Below are 21,066 nucleotides of genomic sequence, written 5' to 3'. Positions count from 1 at the left end.
CAGGCGAGAGTGACGGAACGGTAGACGTAGTCGGCTCAAAATCGACCGCCGCAAGGCATGGGGGTTCGAATCCCCCCTCTCGTACCAGATTTTTCACCGAAAACAGGCTGAAAACAGGCTATTGACCGGGCCGTGACTTGCGCCTTGCTGTCCGGGTCCGGCATATCTCGCAAACTTTCTTTCAGTTTGCCTGCCTGCCAGTTTACCGGACCGATCATGCCCCAACGCCCTGACAGAAAACCCGCCCGCCCTTTCTTCTCATCGGGCCCCTGCGCGAAACGTCCGGGCTGGACGCTGAACGCGCTTGATGGCGCGCTGCTCGGCCGGTCCCATCGTGCGCCGGAGGGGCGTGCACGGCTCAAGGACGTCATTGATCGCTCGCATGAAGTGCTGGGTGCACCTTCAGACTGGAAGATCGGTATCGTGCCGGCTTCCGATACTGGTGCTGTGGAAATGATCCTCTGGGCGCTGGCGGGTGACAGGCCGATCGAGGTGCTGTCTTTCGAGAGCTTTTCGGGGCTTTGGGCGCAGGACCTGCGCGATGTGCTGAAACTTGATGATCTTGTCGTGCATGAGGCCCCTTACGGGGAACTGCCCGACCTGACGCGCATCGACTGGTCGCATGATGTGGTGCTGACCTGGAACGGCACGACCTCAGGCGTCTGCCTGCCGGGGGGCGAGGCTGTTCCGGCAGTGCATGAGGGGCTGGTCATCTGCGATGCTACCTCGGCGGCGTTTGCGATGGACCTGCCCTGGGATCGGCTGGATGTCGTGACATGGTCGTGGCAGAAGGCCCTTGGCGGTGAGGCCGCGCATGGCATGGTGGCCCTCAGCCCCCGTGCAGTGGCCCGCCTTGAGGCTGCAACGCCCCGTGCGCTGCCCAAGATCTTTCGCCTGACCAACAGCAAGGGGTTGATCGACGCCATTTTCTCGGGCGATACCATCAATACGCCCTCCATGCTTTGCGTCGAGGATGCGCTCGACAGCCTCAAATGGGCTCAGTCCATCGGCGGGCTGCCGGCGCTGAAGGCCCGCTCGCGTGCCAATCTCGATATTGTATCCCAATGGGTCGAGCGAACCGACTGGGTGGCGTTTCTGGCAGCTGATCCGGCGCAGCGTTCAAGCACCTCCATCTGCCTGCGTATTGTCGCGCCCTGGTTTGCCGCACAACCGGTCGAAGCCCAGCATAAGATCGTCAAGGCGCTGACGGGCCTCGTGGCTGAAGCCGGTGCAGGCTTTGACCTCGCTTCCTATCGCGATGCACCGCCGGGGCTGCGCATATGGGGGGGTGCCACGATCGACGCCGCCGATATCGAGGCTCTTCTACCGTGGCTCGACTGGGCCTATGAGACGGTCAGCATGGAATACGCCGCATGAAAATGACTGACGAGCCTGATACCGCTCTTTTGCCCTCGGGGTTTATCGACCTTCTCCAGCACGAGGCCGAGGCTGAGGCGCAGGGTATTGAATCCGTAATGGATGTGTTTGCCGCTCATGGCTATGAGCGCGTCAGACCGCCTTTGCTCGAATTCGAGACGTCCCTGCTCCATGGTGCCGGTCAGGCGCTTGAGGAACAGAGCTTTCGCCTGATGGACCCAGAGTCCCGTCGCATGATGGCCCTGCGCCCTGACATGACGACCCAGATCGCCCGCATTGCGGCCACACGCCTTGCCGGAACGGCGCGCCCGCTGCGTCTGTCCTATGCTGGGGCCTGTATTCTGGTCGGCACGCCCGGGCGAGAGGGTGAGCGTCAGATCAGCCAGGCCGGGATCGAGTTGATCGGGGTCGATTCCGTCGAGGCCGATTGCGAGATCGTGCTGATTGCCGCCGAGGCGCTCGAACGACTGGGTATTGCGGATTACTCCTTCGATCTCTCCTGCCCCGCCCTTGTTCAGGCGCTTGTCCAGCTCTCGGGCTATACCGGCACACGGCGCGCCGCACTCGTTCATGCGCTCGATCGCAAGGATATGGCCGCTGTTGCGGAGCTGGGCGGTCCTGTCGCTGCCGTGCTGACCGCACTGGTCGAAGCCTGCGGCCCATCCGATGCGGCGCTGGCTATTCTGGAAAAGCTCGAATTGCCGCCCGAGATCAGGGTCCATGCCGAGCGTCTGATGGCTGTGGTACGCGCCATTCATGCCCGTGCACCGGGGCTGCGCCTGACCGTCGACCCGGCTGAATTCCGGGGCTGGCAGTATCATACCGGTGTCTGCATGACCGTGTTTGCCCGGAGCCAGCGCGAAGAGCTGGGCCGTGGCGGGCGTTATCAGGCGCAGGGTGAGGAGCCTGCCTGCGGTCTGACATTCCGCCCGGAGGTCCTGCTGCGGGCGGCCCGACCGATCACACTCCGTCCGCGGGTTTATATCGCACCGGAATCGCAGGATTCCGAGGGAGCGGCACGACTGCGCAGGGAGGGCTATGCCACGGTTGCCGGTCTCGACAGCGTCGAGGATCTGGCTGCTGAAGCGCGTCGTCTGAACTGCCCCTTTGTTTTCGTCGCTGACGAACTCATCACGCTGTAAAAGGAAAAGAGCATGTCCAACGTCACCGTCATCGGCACCCAGTGGGGTGACGAAGGCAAGGGAAAGATCGTGGACTGGCTGGCCAGCCGTGCGGATATCGTCGTCCGCTTTCAGGGCGGTCACAATGCCGGTCATACGCTGGTGGTGGGCGATCAGGTCTACAAGCTCTCCCTGTTGCCTTCCGGCCTCGTGCGCGGCAAGACCGGTGTGATCGGCAATGGCGTGGTGGTCGACCCTGAAGCGCTGCTTGCCGAGATTGACCGCGTGTCTGCGCAGGGGCTTGTGGTCAATCCCGAGACACTCTGGGTGGCTGACAACGTGCCGCTCATCCTGCCGCTGCATGTTGCGACCGACCGCGCGCGTGAAGCTGCACGCGGCGACCGCAAGATCGGGACCACGGGGCGTGGCATCGGCCCGGCCTATGAGGACAAGGTGGCCCGTCGTGCCATCCGCCTGTGTGACCTCTCCGAGCCCGAGACGCTGGACTGGAAGCTGGATGAGCTGCTGCTCCATCACAACACGCTTCTTGCTGGTCTCGGCGCGCCGACTTTCACCAAGCAGGAAATCCTGGATCATCTGGCGAAGCTGGCCCCGCGCGTGCTGCCCTTCGCCTGTTCGGTCTGGGAGCGTCTGGACGAGGCCCGTCGTGCGGGCCGTCGTATCCTGTTTGAAGGGGCGCAGGCCGTCATGCTCGATGTCGATCATGGCACCTATCCTTTCGTGACCAGCTCCAACACGGTTGCAGCTGTCGCGGCCAGTGGCAGTGGTGTCGGCCCCGGCACGGTGGGTTTCGTGCTCGGTATTGCCAAGGCTTACACCACCCGCGTGGGAGAGGGGCCGTTCCCGTCCGAGCTGTTCGATCAGGTCGGGCAGGATCTTGGCGAACGCGGTCGTGAATTCGGCACGGTCACCGGGCGTGCCCGTCGTTGCGGCTGGTTCGATGCCGTGCTGGTGCGTCGCGCTGCCCGCGTTGGCGGTGTAAGCGGTATCGCCCTGACCAAGCTCGACGTTCTGGACGGCTTCGAGGAAGTGAAGATCTGTGTGGGTTACGAGCTTGATGGCAAGGTAATCACCTCCTTCCCGTCCAGCCCTGCAGCTCAGGCAAGGCTAAAGCCCGTTCTGGAGTCCATGCCGGGCTGGCAGGAAACGACCTTCGGTGCGCGTAGCTGGGCTGATCTGCCGGCGGCAGCCATCAAGTATATTCGCCGTATCGAGGAACTGATTGAAGCACCGGTGACGCTGCTTTCCACCAGTCCCGAGCGCGATGACACAATCCTGATGCGCGATCCCTTCGAGGATTGAGCCTATCGGCGCGGGCCGAAAGGCCCGTAGCCATCCGGTACAAAGCGGGTCATTGGCTCTGTCGCCATGATGCCGCAGTCAGTTCCTCTCAAAGGAGGGCCGACACTTGAACAGACGCATGACCAGAGCGTCATGGCAATGACGCCCGCCATTATCAGATCCGCACGGGCTTTCGAGACCGTGACGGAGCAAGGCGATAGCCCCGCTGCAATCACCGTGTTGTAATGTGCCTCGCGACATCTGGCACACAGCGTGGCCGTCCTGGTTGGTCCGCCTCCCGCTTCATGTCGGGCCTCGTCATTCCGCCGTGCTGATATGAACCCTCTGTGATTGGGTAAGCGCCGCTCACCGCTTACCGCGTTTTCGCTACGGGACGCACAGGCAGAAGCCGTGCGCATGCACTTCCCCTGCATATCTTGTCGATCTTTCCGGTGAAGTTCATCGAGATTGCTGCATGAGTGGCGATCAGCGATGTCATCGGGAAATCAAAATTCTCCTTCCACCGCTCTGGATAGCGTGAGCATTTTGCATTCAAAGATACATGCATCGACACAGTACGAAATGAATTTGAAGTAGTATTTCTTGATATATTTATTTTAATGAGAACCATCATAATCACATATTATATTACATTTTCGTGATTTTTCTATCAATAGCTTTGATATACATTGGGTGTTTATTAAATTTTTCAAAAAAATTTAGGTTTTGGCCTTACGGCATTGATCTGTCCCGGGTGCTCCTAACCCAGCGATGCGCATGCATCTCGAGAAATGCCCTTTTTCAGCCCAGGTGCCATTCGGGTTCAGCGATTGGGCGACAAAGCATAAGGAACGCTGTGATGGCGACAACTTTGTCCGGCACGTGGTCGGCGGTGAACATTAGCGGTCAGACAGTTTACCAGAGCGGTACGACAACCGTAGGACAGCCTGCGTCATTCGCCGCCAATGCATCCATTACGGTTACGAACGGCGCAACCGTCACATCGCTCTCGGGAACGTCACTGACGATAACTGTGCAGGCGGGCGGTGTCGTCACGGACGCCACCCTGACAGCCGGTACGCTAAGAGTTGCCAGCGGCGGCATATTGAGCGGGAATATTCTGAGCGGTGTCGCGACCACCCTGAGTTCTGGTGCCCAGTCCATCAACGATACTTATCTGAAGGGTGCGGCAGGGGGTACGTGGTCCTACGCCCTCAACGGTGCGACCGTGACAGGCGCAACCGTAGGAAGCGGCGGATATCTGCAATTGCAGGCAGGCGCCACCGGATCGAACATCACCGCCGCCGATGGCGGATCCGCCTCTCTTGCCGCGGGGACAACCAACGGATTTCATGCAGTCAATGGGGGCTATCTTCAGTCAGGGACGATGGTCTTCTCCGGCTATGCTGGCAATGGAACCACGGTTTCGACTGGCGCAATCCTGAACGGGGTATGGTCGGCGGTCAACGTTAACGGCAAGACGGTTTACCAAAACGCCACGACGACAGTCAGTGATCCTGTGATCCTCAACGGGGCCACGCTTTATGTTGCGAGCGGGGCTGTAGTTTCTGGTCTCACCTGTATCTCCAATACCATCCCGACAATCAGCATATACTCGGGCGGAACCGTGCTCGATTCCCACATTACCCGTACCTATGTGCGTGTGGATAATGGAGGTGTTCTCAGCGATAACCAGCTTGACGGTTGCGATGTCACGCTGAGCACGGGCGCGCGTTCAACCGACGATACCTATTCCTGGTATGGTTTCGCCGTGCAGAGCGTCAAGGTGGCCAGCGGCGCCACCATCACTAATGTGATGTCACCAGCAACACGACCATCAGCGCAGCCACCGGAGCAACCCTAAACGGCGTTCATGTGGCTTCTGGCGGGTCTGCCGTCATCGCGGCAGATGTCGATCTTTCGGGATTTCATTCCGATGCCGGGACCTACCTTGCCACATACACGTCAATCGGCGGTACGGTTACTGTGCCATCAACGCCCGCAACGCCTCCAGGGACGGTCCTGACCGGTACCTGGAGTGCCGTCAGCTCCGGCGGAGTCACAGTCTATAAGAGCGGTGCGACGTTCGTGCAGGCTCCTGCCACGCTCGGAAACGGGGCGGTGCTCTGGGTTACGAGCGGTGCGACGGCCAGCGGCCTCTCGGGCTATGCCACCACAGTCTATGTTCAAAGCGGTGGAACGCTCGCTGGATCCTATCTCGCCAATGGCTCTGTCTTTGTTTCGTCGGGTGGTATCACTAGCGGTAACCAGTTCAACTCGGACCCTGTGACGATTGCCGGAGGGGGTAGCTCCGTCAACGATATTTTTTATAAGAGTGGCTATGACAAGAACATCACGCTTGTTCAGGCCGGTGGCACGCTGATTGGCGGTCAGGTCGGGTCAGGGGGTATCCTCTCCGCTGTGTCGGGCTCCGTCGTTCAGGATCCTTCGGTGGGAAGCGGTGGCTATCTCGTGGCTGACAAGGCTGCGACTGAAGTCTGCTTCCTCGAGGGAACGCATATCCTGACAGCCCGTGGCGAAATCCCTGTCGAGGCGCTCCAGCTTGGTGAGGCTGTTGCGTGTCTGGTGAACGGTCAGACGGTCTTTCGTCCGATTATCTGGATTGGTAGCCGGTTCAACCGCCTCGAACCCTGGCAGCCTGTCGATCTGGCGGGCTATCCGGTGCGGATCGAGGCTAATGCCTTCGAGCCCGGCATACCCTCGCGCGATCTTCTCGTGACCCCGGAACACTGTTTTGCATTTGAAGGGCGGATGCTGCCGATCCGTATGCTCGTGAACGGCAGGAGCATACGCTATGACATCGCGATCCAGAGCTACGAATATTTCCATATCGAACTTTCGGAGCACTCGATCATCCTCGCTGAGAACACCCCGACCGAAAGCTATCTCGACACCGGAAACCGGCATATTTTCAGGGAGTCTGGCAATGTTGTCGCGCTGCGTCCTGAGCCGGCGCTGCGTTACGCCCTGCCGCTATGCGTTGATCGTGCCTATGCACAGCCGCTTTATGAGCGTTTTGCCCGTAAGACGGCGGACGTCGAAACACCGATTGTCACCGGCGAGCCTGACTTGCGCCTTGTCGATGCGGCAGGGCGCGAGATCCGTCCCGTGCGCCGCGACGGTGCGAAATATGTGTTCCAGGTTCCGCCCGGCACGACCGGGGTTCATATCGCCTCACGGGCATCGCGCCCCTGCGACAGCATCGGACCCTATGTTGATGATCGCCGTCGCCTCGGCGTGTTGATTGGCGCGATCACAGGCTTTTCCTGCGATGGCCAGAAGGCCGTGACCTCTCATCTGACTGCTGAGACCCTCTCGGGATGGTATCCGGGAGAGGGAGGCTATCGCTGGACAGATGGGTTCGGCTGGCTGCCACTGACGGATGAGGGTGGAGTAACGAATTCGGTTATCCTGTGCGTTGAGGTGATCGCGGCAGGTCCGTATGTGTCCGAGCCCTATGAGGCTGGGATAGCCTCAATCGCGGGCTGAAAAAAGGCTGAAGTCGGGAGGCTCGCTTATCGAGCATCCTGATCTCAGCGCTTCAGACTTAGAAAGATGCTTCTGGGTATGGCGCGGCGGTCTTTGCGCAAAAACCTGTCTTTGCACGGCCTCCTCATTCATCGCCCTCACGCAGCGTCCCATCCCCGTACCGTTCGGGGCGGTTTCAGCGAGGACCTCTTGGAGGGGCCTCGCCTCTGACGCCTGACGGAAGCACGCCGGTAAGACGGGTGAAGGCTTTCGAGAAGGCAGCGAAGCTCTCATAACCTGCACTCATCGCTGCGCTGGCGACGCTTTCTCCCTGGGCCAGCTTCTCATAGGCATGCGCGATGCGCAGGCGTTGCCGCCATGCTGAGAAGCTCAGGCCTGTATCATCTGCAAAATGACGGACGAAAGAGCGTTGCGACATATTGGCCAGTCGTGCCCATTCTGGCTGGCTTCGACGGTCCGACGGGTTGTCTGTCAAAGCCTGCGCCACACGCCTGAGCCGTGCATCCTGCGGGAAAGGAAGGGCTCCCGTGTCTTGCGGCAGGGAGAGGAATTCATCCCAGAAACTCTCCGCCAGTCGTGCCACCACCGGTGTCCATAGCGGATTGCGGGCCTGACGGGCGAGGCGCACGGCCTGTGCATTGAGCAGATCGCTCCCGCGCGACAAAAATGGATAGGCTGGCAGGGCCTGACATCGCTCAGGATGGATATAAAGGCTCCAGCCCATGACCGCGCCGTGGGAGCGGGCTTCGTGAGTCAGGGATGGCGGCAGCCATAGAAGCTGCCCAGGGCCGATCAACCACTGGGCTGCCTGCGTGCGCAGCGCCATAACGCCATTCGCAATCCCGAAAATCTGCCCGCGTTCATGGACATGCGGACGGGCCTCACGGCGCTCGCCCTGTTCCATATGGCCCCCGAGAATCCAGGGGGCGTCATGCGCTGTGACTTCGTGCGGGACCATGCTGCATTTGGCGTCCATGCACTGATTTATGGCGCACAGGCGCGGGAACGCCAGCAAATAAGCCGCTAGGCTCAGCTCATTCGCCTTTGGGTGTCATGAGGTGATCATTCGGGAGACACGCTTATGAAGACAGGTTTCATCGGCCTTGGTGCCATGGGGCACGCTATGGCCATGAGATTGCTCGAGGCCGGGCATGATCTGGTGGTCTATAACCGCACCCGCTCAAAGGCCGACGCCCTCGTCGCGCACGGCGCCGTGGTGGCCGACACACCTGCCGAGGTGTCCAGGCAGGCAGATGTCGTATTTTCCATGCTTTTTGACGATGCCACAACTCAGGAAGCCAGTTTTGGACCAGATGGACTTGCGCAAGCCATGCGTGGAGGCGCCGTTCATGTCTGTTGCAGCACGCTCTCACTCGATCAGGCGCGCCGGCTGCGCGATGGTCATGAGGCGCGTGGTCAGCATTATGTCAGCGCCAATGTGCTGGGCCGGCCGCCCGCCGCCGAGGCTGGAAAACTCTATGCCATGATTGCCGGTGAACAGGCTGTGCTGGATCGCGTCGCCCCGGTCATGGAAGCGTTCAGCCAGCGGATTTTCCGGGTGGGGAATGACCCGGTGCAGGCCAATCTCGTCAAGCTCAGTCTCAACTTCATGATCTACTCGACTATTGAGCAGATGGCGGAAGTCTTTGCACTCAACGAGCAGATGGGGACAGACCCGGCACTGGTGTTCGAGATCATGACCAACAGCTTCTGCAATGCCCCGGTGCACAGAAATTACGGTCAGCTCATGGTTGACCGCGCCTATGATTATCCGGGGGCACCTGTCACATTGGGCCTCAAAGACGTGAAAATGTTCCTACAAGCCGGGCATGAACTCGGCTTGGACCTGCCTTATGCCGATATCGTGCATGACCGTATGGCGGCCTCCATCGAAGCGGGAAACGGGGAGCGGGACTTTGTGGTTCTGCAGGAGCAGGTCAAGGCAGGGCTCAAATAAGGCTGAGCCGGTATGTGAAGGGGGAGGCGATCCCGCAACAGGATTTCCTCCCTGCCGGTCCGCCATGCGCAGCCCTGTCATTCAGCCGTGATGCCAGGCCGCGCCCGTGTAGAAAAATCGCCCCATACCAATGGTGAAGATCAGACAGCCATAAAGGGAATGTTCCAGACAGGCGAGGCGCAACGAGCGGTGACGCTCGTAATCGCGGGCAAACAGAAAGCCGCCGGCAAAGGTGAGGGCTATGGCAATCCAGTTGAGGAAGATGACATGAGCAAAAGCAAAGGTGATCGCGCTGGCCAGTATCCGACGCGTTGGGGTCACGAACAGTGACTGATAGCGATGAAACAGGAAGCCCCGGTAGAGCATTTCCTGTGGCCAGACGGAAAGCAGGGGATAGAGGCCCATGATGACCAGCCAGAAGCCCGGGCGATGTCGGGGGAGGTCGAGGAAATGGGTGGGCCAGAGGAAATAGGCCAGAACTGTCAGCGCGCTCCCTAAAATCCCGAAGCGTACAAGGATAGCCCGTATCTCCCTGTGCACGTCATGCGACACAGGGAGACGCCCACGTATGGAAAGCCACGCGATGATCGCGCCAACCCATAGCCCAGCGAACAGTATTCCCGGCTGACGCAGGGCCAGCACAAGAAGCGGGCCACCGCCGTAGAGTGCGAAAAATTCACCCAGACGCAGCGCCCGAGGCAGGAGACGCTTTGAGGGGGCAGGGTGGACGGGCGTCATGGCTTTACCCCTCTTCGGGACAGATTGTCACCGGCGTGATGATAACGCCCGGTCGGAGGGGAGCAGGCCGCGCCAAGTGGCGTTGGAAATGCTGCGACCAATGCGGGTGCGGTGAACGGCACCGGTTATGCGGCATTTTTCGCAACTGATGTGCCATCGTCGGGAGAGGAACGACAAAGCAGCGGAGTGCTCTAGACGTTGGGGCAACCTGATACTCAGGTGATGCGTAGCGCTGAGCAGGTTGGACAGGAGTAGATAGCCCTGTCGCCGGGGCTGCAGAGTAACTGCAAACCCGGCTGAATCAGATCAGGCCTGCACACGATGGTGCAAGGAGATGCCTTCATCCTGTTTGCGGCGCAGTTCGACTTCGACGGCCATCGCCTTCTGAAGCTTTTCGAACGCACGCGCCTCGATCTGGCGGATACGCTCACGCGACACGCCATATTCGTGTGAGAGCTCCTCGAGTGTCGACGGATCGTCCTTGAGGCGTCTTTCGGTCAGAATATGCCGCTCACGGTCGTTCAGCGATTTCATGGCCTCGGTCAGCAGGGCCTGACGTCCGCTCATTTCCTCCGCCTCACCCAGCGTCGTCTCCTGGCTTTCCTGATCGTCAACCAGCCAGTCCTGCCACTCGCCTTCGCTGTCGCTACGGAGAGGGGCATTGAGGCTGTGATCCGGCGCCGAGAGGCGCTGGTTCATCGACACTACATCCTGCTCAGGCACACCAAGCGTCGTAGCAATCTTATCGACCTGCTCCGGTTTCAGGTCACCATCATCGATGGCCTGCATCTGGCCTTTCAGACGACGCAGGTTGAAGAACAGCTTCTTCTGCGACGCGGTGGTGCCCATTTTCACGAGCGACCATGAGTGCAGGATGTACTCTTGCATCGCTGCGCGGATCCACCACATGGCGTAAGTAGCTAGGCGGAAGCCGCGATCGGGATCGAAGCGTTTGACGGCCTGCATCATGCCGATATTGCCCTCGCTGATCAGTTCGTTCAGCGGCAGGCCATAGCCACGATAGCCCATGGCAATCTTGGCAACGAGGCGCAGATGGGAGGTAACGAGCTTGTGGGCAGCAGCGTCGTCTTCCTTGTCACGCCAGCGGCGGGCAAGTTCGACCTCTTCCTGCGGCGACAGGATGGGGAATTTACGGATCTCCTGAAGGTACCGTGTGAGGTTGTTTTCAGGGCCGATTGACATGACGGCGGAAGAGGCCATTGGGCTGCAACTCCTTTCGCCCGGACAGAGAAGGAACCAGATATACGGGTATTCACCCCGTTGGTTCCCGCTGGCGGGTGACGCATGGATAAGGAAGGACTTACGTCACCGCGCGATACCCTCCCATTGAGCGATATCAGGCGGCACGTCCGTTCCGGCGGCGCGTCAGCTCGTCGGATTGGCTATGAGTGGATCATACAGCCTTTTCCGAGTCAAGAAAACGTACCACATTACTCCTATTTAACCCGACCGATAGTCCACGGGGTGCGCAAGTCCTTATCCAGCCTGAAGCAGGATGAAAGCGCGCTTTGATTAGCGCCCTCGCAGCGCACGCAGGAGTGACTGAAAATCCTCTGGCGGCTCTGAGGTGAATAGGAGGCTCTCTCCTGTCCGGGGATGGGTGAAACCGAGCCGCGCCGCGTGCAGAGCCTGACGAGGGAAGTCGAGCGCTGTCCTTCTTGCTGCCTCGGGCAACCCACGTGCGGCCGCGGGGATGCGGCGCAGATAGACCGGATCGCCAAGCAGCGGATGGCCAGCCTGAGAGAGATGCACGCGTATCTGGTGAGTACGACCCGTCGCGAGCTTGCACTCGATCAGGCTTACGGAAGCGTCGAAGGCTTCGAGGCAGCGCACATGGGTCAGGGCGTGCTTGCCCCCCTGGGTGACGACTGTCATGCGTTTGCGGTCGCGCTTGTCCCGTCCAATCGCACCGTCATAACTGATGGTGGCCGGCAGAAGTCCCCAGGCCAGCGCCTTGTACGCTCGATCGATATCACGGGCGGCGAAGGCATCGGAAAGCGCATTATGCGCGAGCGGCGTCTTGGCGACGACCATCAGCCCCGACGTATCCTTGTCGAGACGATGCACGATACCGGGGCGCTTTTCGCCGCCGATTCCCTCCAGATCCTCACCGCAATGACCCAGCAGGGCGTTGACCAGTGTACCTGTCTCATTACCCGGCGCCGGATGCACCACCAGACCGGCGGGCTTGTCGAGCACGATCAGGTCGCGATCCTCGAACAGGATCGGCAGGGCGTGATCCTCGGCCTGCGGGCGGGCAGGGGTGGCTGGCGGCACGATCAGCACTAGGCGTCGCCCGGCTCTGGTGGTTTCCGAAGGCTCGCGTATGATGGCGCCGTCGCAGAAAACCTGCCCGGCCTCGATCAGGGATTTGACGCGTGAACGGGAGAGCGTGCCGATGGAATCGGCCAGAAAGCGGTCGAGCCGCTGCCCTGCCTGCTCTGGCGTGACAACAAACTCGAATCGGTTTTCATCGGGGACATGGGCATCGGTCATGCGCCCCTTTAGCAATTAGGATCACTTGCCGCCATGACTACGCCGCCGCCCCCTGTTTCACGTGTTCTGATGGCTGCGGTTATCGGCATGGGCGTGATGATCGTCATCGGCACGGCCGGGCTGATTGGCGTTGTGGTCCATCGTGCCATGCATCCCCATCAGGCAACCCTGCAAGAGAGACGGGTTCCTGCTTCCCCAATGCCGGGGCAAGGCAACATCGTGGAATCCGGGGGCAGTCAGAAACGGGGGGATGGGGCCGCAGTGTTCACCCTTCACGGTGGCGGGCATGTGCTCTCACAGATCGTACGCCCCGATGGGAGTTTGTCATTGCTGATCGCCACCCCCGAAGGCGAGCAGATTGTCATCTGGAGCCCTGAGTCCAATCGTGTGATGGCGCGCTTCGCGCTAAGTCCCTGAGATGATCTTCCTCCCGCGCCGGGAGCCTGGGGGAGACACCATAATGGATGCTCCGGAGTGTGGTCTCGCACGCGATACGACGCGCCCCAAACGTCCCGCCGGTTCTAGTCAGGTCAGTACGACGAGAGCTTCGGCACGCCCCGCCTCGAGGCCAAGGCGCTCATACACCGGCCCCATCTCGACAAGTCCCGTCCACTCGCTGAAGCTTTTCTTGTCCATGCCCAGATGGTGCGGCATCATCACGAGCGGTGGCGGATCATCCATGAACTTGATGCGTAATGTTGCCCAACGCGGCGCGATATGCCGGTGATAGACGGCCGAGAGCGCACATTGCTCGATGCACCAGTTGGTTGGATTGGCGCCATGATAGGCACTGATGATGTAGTCGCTCAGCGCCTGTGCGATGACGGGCAAAAGAGGCTTCTCGCCAAAATAGGATACGCCAGCGCCGAACCCCCACGGCTCACCACCGCACTGTCGGCCGTCGCGATCATAGGCATAAAGTCTGAAGCCGTAGTCATAAGTCTTCAGCATGTCGCGTGCGAAAGACAGGAAATCGACCGGGATCATGGCATCCATGTCGATTGTCATGATCGGTCCATCAGCGAGACGGGCGATCCGCGGCATTATCAGATAGCGGATGCAGGAAAAGCTTGCGCCATCGGAATGCGACAGGCTGCCATAGGCAAAGACCAGCGAGACCATGCTTTTTTCTCTGCGCAGGGCCGAAGCGACGTCTTTCAGGAACGCAACCTGCTCGTCCGAGGCATGGGCGACGCCGAGAACCAGTCTCACATGTCCTGGCGCCTCAGCGCCATCGCAGGCCTGGACCAGTGAGGCGATCAGTCCAGGAATGAAGGCAAAATAGCGCCTGTCTCCAGCTGCGATCAGGGTGAGTACCGGCCTCGAACCGCCTGTATCCTGTTCTTCGTCGGGTAGTCCCGCCCAGCGCCATGAGTCGATGCTGAGTGGGTGCGGGTCAGCCGGACGCGTGGCGTGGCCTTGCCATGTATAGACCCCACCGTTGAAGTGAATGAAATAGCGCTGGTTCTGCAACGAGAGGCTGCGTGCCGTGTCATACAGGGCATTGGCTTCCTCCTGCTCGCCATCGAGCCAGTGTTTGTGGCCTTCCAGTATAGCGAGGGCATGAGAAGGACCATTGAGGCGTCGCTCCTCGTTGAGGAAGATCTGTCGCCGTTCTGCCGGACATTGTGTCCATTTTTCCTCGAGGCGATGGTAATAAGGCGTCTGTTCGGCAAAGCCTGCGTCAGCAGGAAGCCAGCCCGGGACGAGCAGATCCTCGTATGACGGATAGAGCGGCCGTCCTATCGCACGCTCAAGCGTGGGCCAAAGCGTGAGAAAGGTTTCGGGCTCGGCAAGGCGCGCCCGAAACCGGTCGATCACGACAGGGGTCTGAGCATCCTCTGGCAGTGCACAGGTGATAGCCGCAATCAGGGCTTCCTGGCAGGCGGGCTCGTCATGCTGCAGGCGTGCGAGGATGGCCCGCAGGATAAGCGCGTCTGTCCGGAGGGCGCTGTTTTCGAGCACATCAAGGCAGAGCAGGGCGACGTCATCCAACCCGATGAGGAGGCAGAGCCGCGCCAGAAACATCATATGACGGGGTTCGTTATAGTCTGTGATGGTCAGAAGAAGCTGCCGGGGCAAATCGTCAGGCTCGCCCCAGGGTGAGCGACCCCTGACAGCATTCGCCTGCAGATCCTGCATGGCCTGTGTCGCAGCCTCTATGGCGCGATGAAAGGCAGCATCAGGCCAGGCAGTGGCAACTCGCTTATCGGCTGCGCAGAGGGTTTGTCCGTCTTCCGTCAGGGAGAGGTCACTCAGGCCCAAACGGGTTTGACCAAGGATCAGGCTGAAGCCGTCTCGTCCGGGGCGTATCGTCTCGCCGTTATCGAGTTTCCAGTCCCGTGAAAGCGCGGCATGCAGGACGCTCAGATGCCTGGCGTCCAGGGCGAGAAAATGCTCCCATTGCGCGCAGTGGCCGACGGCACGGAATGTCTCTCCCTCGCGACAGCTGATTGTGAGCGCACCTCCCCGCAGGGCAACAATGCTGCCATGACCGGGCGTATTGTCCATGGTCATGCCCGGTGCAGGGGCTATGATTACAACTTCAAACGGAAGGGGCGCGGATTCAGAACGCGCCCGGTATCCGGGATCGACGGGCAAGGCATTCCCGGACAGCACGTCCGCGATGGGAGCGGGAAACAGGCGGCCGCCTCCAGAACATACAACGGCGCCATGCCAGGTGAGCAGGATCATGGCCATAGGTGAAAGATCTCCTGGCGCCGGGTTGTGCAGCAGCCTGTTCTGTTCTTCGTGTTGCAGCGTTGTCGCACAGCGCGTTTGACATCAAGGCCCTCAAGAGTTCCGGGCGATCTACTCCGCGAGGACGGCCTGCATCAATCCGGGAAAACGCGCATCGAGATCGTCTCTGCGGAGTGAGTTGAAATGCTGCACGCCCTGTATGCGCGTATGGAGCAGCCCGCTCTCACGCAGTACCTGAAAATGGTGAGACATACTTGAGCGTGGCCGATCACCAAGCAGTGCGGCGCAACTCGCTTCGGGAACCGAACCGAGGTGCTGAACGATTTCAAGACGGATCGGATCTGCCAATCCCCGCAGGACTCCCAGCAGGGTGAGGCTCTCCACAGGGGGGTGATCGTAGTCAGGCATCTGGGCTGTCCGGTTCCAAAAAACAGGAGGGGAGGGGTTGTCGTCACGACGACGCATTCCCATTCCTGATATTATTCGACAAAAATCGAATTAAACCCCCACGGGTTCATGAGGACTTAGCATTATGACAACTCTGTTCGATCCGATCCAGCTTGGCGCCATCGACGCGAAGAACCGGATCCTGATGTCACCGCTCACACGTGGCCGTGGCACACGTGAGCATGTGCCGACGCCGGTCATGGCAGAATACTATGCCCAGCGCGCCAGCGCCGGACTGATCATCTCTGAGGCAACCGGTATCAGCCGCGAGGGACTGGGCTGGCCCTACGCACCCGGTATCTGGTCGCAGGAACAGGTCGAGGCCTGGAAGCCGATCACCAGGGCGGTGCATGACAAGGGTGGCAAGATCGTTGTCCAGCTCTGGCATATGGGGCGCATGGTGCATTCCAGCGTAACGGGTCAGCAGCCGGTTTCCAGCTCGCCCACCTCTGCGCCCGCACCTCTGCACACTTATGATGGCAAGCAGGAGCCAGAGCAGGCACGCGCACTCACCAAGGCCGATATCACGCGTATTCTGGGCGAGTACGAGGTTGCTGCCCGCAATGCAATCGCAGCCGGGTTCGATGGCGTGCAGATCCACGCCGCCAATGGCTATCTGATTGATGAATTCCTGCGTGACGGCACCAATCATCGCGAGGATGAGTATGGCGGATCGCCTGAAAACCGCATCCGCTTCCTGCGTGAAGTGACAGAACGCGTCATCGCCACCATCGGGGCAGAACGGACATCCGTGCGTCTTTCACCCAATGGCGATACGCAGGGTTGCATCGATAGCGCGCCCGAAACCGTGTTCGTTCCGGCGGCAAAGCTGCTCAACGATCTCGGCATCGGCTTCCTCGAGCTGCGTGAACCCGGCACGAACGGTACATTTGGCAAGACTGACCAGCCCAAGCTGCATGGCCCGATTCGTGAAGTATTCCGGAACCCTCTGGTTCTGAATCAGGACTACACACGTGAGGAGGCTCTTGAAACCGTTGCCAACGGGACGGCCGATGCCATTGCATTTGGCCGTAAATTCATCGCCAACCCTGATCTTCCGCGCCGTTTGTCTGAGGATCTTCCGCTTCAGTCAGACGACATCAAGACGTGGTACAGTCGTGGGGACGAGGGATACATCGATTACCCTTTTTATAACGAATCTTGACTTTGCCATAAAGCCTGCCGAGGTGTGTTGACCTCGTAACTTGCTCGGGTTTCAGGAAGATACATTTCGTTTCTTTCTGGAACCCCGATGCGCACAAAGCAATGGTTTCACCTGTTCGTTTTGCTTGCAGAGCCTGTTAAACTCTTGCTGATTCCGGCTGTGGTCATGCTGTTATGCGACAGTGTCTCTGTTGGCTATTCGGTCCGAAATTTACTACGGGCGGCAGTGGCGTTGGCGCATCATGGTACGTCTTATTGGACGTACCATAAGTCTATGCCGAATGCGGACGCTGCCCGCCGTAAGAAGTGCCATGAAGCGAGCCCAGCCTGTAGTCCCAAAACAGATTTGCTGGTAAGAAGCCGCATTCTAAGCCCATGCCCCGTCACATCCAGCGGTCCAACGCAGGGAAGTCAGTAATCCGGTCGCGTGTCGAGTATATCTTTGCTGATCAGAAGTCACAGATGGGATTGTTCACCCGAACAGTCGGCATCCCCCGAGCCACCATGAGGATCGGGCTGGCCAATATTGTCTACAACATGCGCCGCGTCCTTTTCCTCGAAAGACTGAACGCGAGCGCGTAGTCATCCCGGAGGAAACAGCGTCTGGTCTGCTCAAAACGCAGATCAAAAGCTACTCAAAGAACCGGCAATCAAATATGCAAAAGCCAGAAATTATGGGCCAAGCGCATCAACCAACGGTTCTTCGATCCCTCCACCTGTGGCTGGATGGGGTATGCGGCGAAGGCAGCCGCCTTGGTGACGATGCCGCCTACCGAAGGGTAGACAAGTGAGCGAGAGGAGTCGCGCTGATTCCGGTATATTTCCTATGTCCTTTAGGCGATCAGTGAACGAGGTGCTGATCGCTCTTCAAACGTCTACTCATCGGATCTCTGCCTCGCCATCGCTGTCACATACCTGCTGCAGTGCCTAACACCGCGTCAGGCGCCGTTTGTGCTGCGCGTCATTCCGCTCCCCGACACTTAAGGTACACGGTGTTTTCGCGCCAGATCATTGAGGAGTATCGGGTTATATTCGATATGTTTATCCCGACCGGAGATGATGCTATTTCCGAAAACGTTTTGTTCTCGAACGTCACGATGGTGATAATTGGAGAGAGTTTCTCTGATATATCCAATATCATATTTGTATAAGAAATTTATATTGAAGTCCCAATCGCCTAAAACCGGATATTTTTCATTATAGCCGCCCACCTCGTCATAGCATGTGCGCCGAAATACGAACGAGATCGGAGCGAAGGTATTACACCGCCGTATCTCTTCGAGGTTGGGGGCAAAAAAATCGTCTCTGTACAATTTAGTGCTATGAGTTTGGATTCCATCGGGATGGACGCTTTCTGACACGTGAAGTGCTTGTGTGACGACGCCACCGTATTTGCGACCCTCTGCAGAGCGGAGGTAATCGATTGTCTTTTTGAGAAAATCGGGATGCCAAGAATCGTCATCATCGTGGATAACAATAAATTCGGATGTAGATTTAGAAATCGCTAGGTTTGATGCCGCTTCCATTCCTATGTTGATCGGAGACTCAACAAAAATGATTTTGCTATGGTCGATGTTGGCTTCGACGATCGTTTTCTTTATTAATTCCGCATCGCCCCCATCACATACAACCACGTGCACGTAATCTCTGAAGCTTTGGCTTGATACGCTCAATAGAGCCCGTCGTAGAAACAACGACCGATCCATTGTTCGCGTGATGACTGCGACTGTCGGTAGGGTGGCATTCAGCACGTCCGGGCAAGGACGTTTATGTGTGGACGGATATCTGAGGCCTGCCGACGAACGTTGCACAGGCGCGGCCATGTCCGCTGGGTACTCCAAAGCAATCTGACCGTTCTTCCACAATGCGCGGCTGATGCGTTCCTCGGATTTTTCTGGTCCATCCGGGCTGATCAGCACCGGAACCGAAAAAGACCTTCCGAGATCGGCTGAGCGCCGTTGCTTCAGCAACACTTCGGCCTCACTCTTGGTGGGCACGAGAAGAAACTGCTGTAATCGCTTCATGGCGTGCTCAGCATTGATCCTGAGCGTCAGTAGGTCTACAGGCGCTCTCGCAAGATGATATAACACCCCGGAATATATATGATCAGCGCCATTATTGTTGAGTGAGGCGAGGTTCTCCTTCTCACCAACAGCTAATATTGTGCCTAAATCGTCACGATAATAGGATTCAATGCTCGGCGCTCGGGTTTCGAAAAGATCCTCAATCAGATGTCGATGAGAAATAATACATGTTTCGGGTCGGTTCCAATCGACACGGTTCGCTTCGAATACAAGACCTTCGGCTTGCGCAATTTTACCCCCATCTTCGTCGGGAATTAGCCCAAAATAGAGACCCCACCAGTCGATATCGGGCAGGCCTGCTTGCAACATTTTCTGGCTCGTCCCTGCCCAGCCTGAGTCGACAAGTACAGCGGTGTCATGTTTGCCAAGGGAGGCTCGTACGCGGGAAAGGAACAGATTCGACTGTTCTTCGAGATGTGCGCGTATGGGAGCTGTCTGCGGAGCATTGCGGAGAATCATTCCTCCCAAGTCGAGACGATCGCTAGTCCAGTGCCACTGTTCCAAATCAATGTTACGAGGATTTCCAGTGTGTTCCCCGACAATGCATCTTCTGGCGATGTCGATGTCTGTATAAGCGTATGCGTCATCGAAAAGCGCACAAGATTCGAGCGGTGTTCTAGTCCATAGACCCTTCGCGATCATCATTCGGGAAGCCCAAAGATAATCCCAACCTGATGGGACTTCTCGACCGACACGTGAGAGATACACTTCTAAAGCCTGCCGGATCCTTAAGCCGGCTCGCGCCATGAAGAAAATCTTCGCGTTCTGCGCTCCCTCGAAATATAGTAGAGATTGATGAAGATTTTGTATGTATTGAGCAACAACGGGTCCAATAATGTCTCTTCCCAAACGAAACATATCGGTGTCGCTAATCGCGCTTTTGCGTGTTTTCATGACTTAGATCTTCGCCCACTCTCGTGCATCAATGCCAATATTGTCGAATCTATCGATGACAGTGTTTAGCGACAATTGGCGCATAATCGTCTCACTGCGCGTTATAGGGAAATGCAGGCTATTGATCCCCGCTTCACGTGCTTTCTGGACGTCAGAAAAGAAAGAGTCGCCTATATGAAGCGTCCGCGAAGGCGAAATGCCGCTACGTCCGATGATGTAGGGAAAGAGTTGTCCACTACGTTTGGACAGTATCGTGTCAGCAGAGCTGTAAATCTCGTCGACGTAATTAGCTGAGCCGGGCGATACTTTTTCTATCAATGTGTGGATATGATCCCTATGGAGATACATATCACTCACCAGAATTACCCGGCCGCCGCTTTCACAGAATCGACGCAACGTCTCAATCAATGGTTGATTTGCCTCAAGGCAAAACTTGCTCTCATACTCTAGTTCACAATGCAGAAATGCTTCAGCTAGTGTATCGCCACCGCCAAGGGTTCGGGCCATGTTCTCAACGACTTCGAGTATGGAGCCTTCGCGACATCCTTTGACTGCCCTACGGCTGCCGTAAGAGCGGCTCATTGCCGTGTTGCGCATCAATAGTAATGCCATAGGGTCGATGTGCGACACATGGGAAGAGAGGGGGCCGGTACGCAAAGTGTTGATGATATATTCGCATATATCGAGATTTCGTTCGGCTTCGGATTTGTTATGCCTCAACAGGACAGTATCGAATACGTCGCAGGATACAACATCCATACCCTCGATCACGCTAGAAAACCATAGCGCGGCGGCTTGATAATTCTCATTAAGCCACTCGGCACGAGAGGCCCCGTTGGGAATAGAGCTTTGGAAGGGTTGAAAGCCGAAGACTTTCGGAAGGCTATCAGCGTCGCTGGCTGCTGGGTCTACAAGTTGGAGTTCGAGAAACTCACGGCACCCTGTCGGGGCAAGAAAGCTCTTCCGCTCGTTCTCCAAGCGTTCAGGTGCGCATGTGTTGACGTTTGCTGTCTCGATATTTGTGCATTCGGTCGAAATTAGGCTGGGCGGCATACCGGTGAAGTGAGGGCCCGCAGGCAGGACCTGCGCAGTGTTTCTCAACAAAATTTTTCTAAGAGCTTTGCGCCTGAGGCTGGCGCGATCGCCTAGGGCACTTCTCGTAATTGTACGAAGGATGGAGGTAAATTTCCAACTGCGTGAAGCATGAATGGAGGCCAATTCTAGCCGTAAGCGATTGATTTCGTTTTCCAATTTG

Annotated in this window: 16 protein-coding genes, 1 tRNA gene and 1 pseudogene; 10 read left to right on the top strand and 8 right to left on the bottom strand. The window is 58.1% G+C overall.

The window, feature by feature from the left end:
- The first annotated feature begins 3 nt into the window (after positions 1 to 3).
- From P792_RS30455 to P792_RS30425, 6 genes are all read left to right on the top strand, one after another.
- Positions 4 to 87 (top strand) — tRNA-Leu (locus tag P792_RS30455).
- A gap of 129 nt (positions 88 to 216) precedes the next feature.
- Positions 217 to 1,377, top strand: coding sequence for a phosphoserine transaminase (locus tag P792_RS30450; RefSeq protein WP_023979135.1), 1,161 nt, complete (start codon positions 217 to 219; stop codon positions 1,375 to 1,377).
- Between the two features lie 2 nt (positions 1,378 to 1,379).
- Positions 1,380 to 2,519 carry an ATP phosphoribosyltransferase regulatory subunit gene (locus tag P792_RS30445; RefSeq protein ID WP_023979134.1) on the top strand — a complete coding sequence of 380 codons (1,140 nt, stop codon included), beginning with the start codon at positions 1,380 to 1,382 and terminating at the stop codon, positions 2,517 to 2,519.
- Between the two features lie 12 nt (positions 2,520 to 2,531).
- Positions 2,532 to 3,821 carry an adenylosuccinate synthase gene (locus tag P792_RS30440; RefSeq protein ID WP_023979133.1) on the top strand — a complete coding sequence of 430 codons (1,290 nt, stop codon included), beginning with the start codon at positions 2,532 to 2,534 and terminating at the stop codon, positions 3,819 to 3,821.
- 838 nt (positions 3,822 to 4,659) lie between these two features.
- On the top strand, positions 4,660 to 5,664 hold the full coding sequence (locus P792_RS30430) for a hypothetical protein (protein ID WP_023979130.1): 1,005 nt from the start codon (positions 4,660 to 4,662) through the stop codon (positions 5,662 to 5,664).
- Between the two features lie 11 nt (positions 5,665 to 5,675).
- Positions 5,676 to 7,310 (top strand): Hint domain-containing protein, encoded by a 1,635-nt coding sequence (locus tag P792_RS30425; protein WP_023979129.1) that lies wholly within the window; start codon positions 5,676 to 5,678, stop codon positions 7,308 to 7,310.
- Positions 7,311 to 7,485: 175 nt separating this feature from the next.
- On the opposite strand, the gene P792_RS30420 is transcribed toward P792_RS30425, so the two are convergent.
- Positions 7,486 to 8,268, bottom strand: a complete 783-nt coding sequence (locus P792_RS30420; protein ID WP_023979128.1) for a helix-turn-helix domain-containing protein — start codon at positions 8,266 to 8,268, stop codon at positions 7,486 to 7,488.
- A gap of 123 nt (positions 8,269 to 8,391) precedes the next feature.
- On the opposite strand from P792_RS30420, the gene P792_RS30415 reads away from it, so the two are divergent.
- Positions 8,392 to 9,267 (top strand): NAD(P)-dependent oxidoreductase, encoded by an 876-nt coding sequence (locus P792_RS30415; protein ID WP_023979127.1) that lies wholly within the window; start codon positions 8,392 to 8,394, stop codon positions 9,265 to 9,267.
- 81 nt (positions 9,268 to 9,348) lie between these two features.
- On the opposite strand, the gene P792_RS30410 is transcribed toward P792_RS30415, so the two are convergent.
- The 3 genes from P792_RS30410 to P792_RS30400 form a co-directional block, all read right to left on the bottom strand.
- Positions 9,349 to 10,005 carry a CPBP family intramembrane glutamic endopeptidase gene (locus P792_RS30410; RefSeq protein ID WP_023979126.1) on the bottom strand — a complete coding sequence of 219 codons (657 nt, stop codon included), beginning with the start codon at positions 10,003 to 10,005 and terminating at the stop codon, positions 9,349 to 9,351.
- A 306-nt stretch (positions 10,006 to 10,311) separates the two neighbouring features.
- Positions 10,312 to 11,226: an RNA polymerase sigma factor RpoH gene (rpoH, locus tag P792_RS30405; RefSeq protein ID WP_023979125.1), complete on the bottom strand. Its 915-nt coding sequence runs from the start codon at positions 11,224 to 11,226 to the stop codon at positions 10,312 to 10,314.
- Positions 11,227 to 11,538: 312 nt separating this feature from the next.
- A complete protein-coding gene (locus P792_RS30400; RefSeq protein WP_023979124.1) occupies positions 11,539 to 12,522 on the bottom strand; it encodes an RluA family pseudouridine synthase in 984 nt (327 codons plus the stop codon).
- A 33-nt stretch (positions 12,523 to 12,555) separates the two neighbouring features.
- On the opposite strand from P792_RS30400, the gene P792_RS30395 reads away from it, so the two are divergent.
- Positions 12,556 to 12,939, top strand: a complete 384-nt coding sequence (locus P792_RS30395) for a hypothetical protein (RefSeq protein ID WP_023979123.1) — start codon at positions 12,556 to 12,558, stop codon at positions 12,937 to 12,939.
- 108 nt (positions 12,940 to 13,047) lie between these two features.
- Here P792_RS30395 and P792_RS30390 read toward each other — a convergent pair whose 3' ends face one another.
- The gene (locus tag P792_RS30390; protein ID WP_023979122.1) at positions 13,048 to 15,222 is read right to left on the bottom strand and encodes a hypothetical protein; all 2,175 of its coding nucleotides are present in this window, start codon (positions 15,220 to 15,222) and stop codon (positions 13,048 to 13,050) included.
- A gap of 111 nt (positions 15,223 to 15,333) precedes the next feature.
- On the bottom strand, positions 15,334 to 15,630 hold the full coding sequence (locus P792_RS30385; RefSeq protein ID WP_023979121.1) for a helix-turn-helix transcriptional regulator: 297 nt from the start codon (positions 15,628 to 15,630) through the stop codon (positions 15,334 to 15,336).
- 124 nt (positions 15,631 to 15,754) lie between these two features.
- Here P792_RS30385 and P792_RS30380 point away from each other — a divergent pair, with 124 nt between their 5' ends.
- Positions 15,755 to 16,834 (top strand): alkene reductase, encoded by a 1,080-nt coding sequence (locus P792_RS30380; protein ID WP_023979120.1) that lies wholly within the window; start codon positions 15,755 to 15,757, stop codon positions 16,832 to 16,834.
- A 353-nt stretch (positions 16,835 to 17,187) separates the two neighbouring features.
- A pseudogene (locus tag P792_RS30375) lies at positions 17,188 to 17,415 on the top strand (IS5/IS1182 family transposase); the annotation flags it as partial.
- Positions 17,416 to 17,813: 398 nt separating this feature from the next.
- On the opposite strand, the gene P792_RS36035 reads toward P792_RS30375, so the two are convergent.
- Together P792_RS36035 and P792_RS30370 are read right to left on the bottom strand one after the other, a co-directional pair.
- Positions 17,814 to 19,811 (bottom strand): glycosyltransferase, encoded by a 1,998-nt coding sequence (locus P792_RS36035; RefSeq protein WP_084331098.1) that lies wholly within the window; start codon positions 19,809 to 19,811, stop codon positions 17,814 to 17,816.
- Between the two features lie 3 nt (positions 19,812 to 19,814).
- Positions 19,815 to 21,062 (bottom strand): hypothetical protein, encoded by a 1,248-nt coding sequence (locus tag P792_RS30370; RefSeq protein WP_152530214.1) that lies wholly within the window; start codon positions 21,060 to 21,062, stop codon positions 19,815 to 19,817.
- Positions 21,063 to 21,066: the final 4 nt, after the last annotated feature.

Source organism: Asaia sp. SF2.1 (genome assembly GCF_000505765.1).
GTDB lineage: Bacteria > Pseudomonadota > Alphaproteobacteria > Acetobacterales > Acetobacteraceae > Asaia > Asaia bogorensis.
Note: the sequence above shows the minus strand (reverse complement) of the source record. Positions and strands in the feature narration are given on the sequence as shown.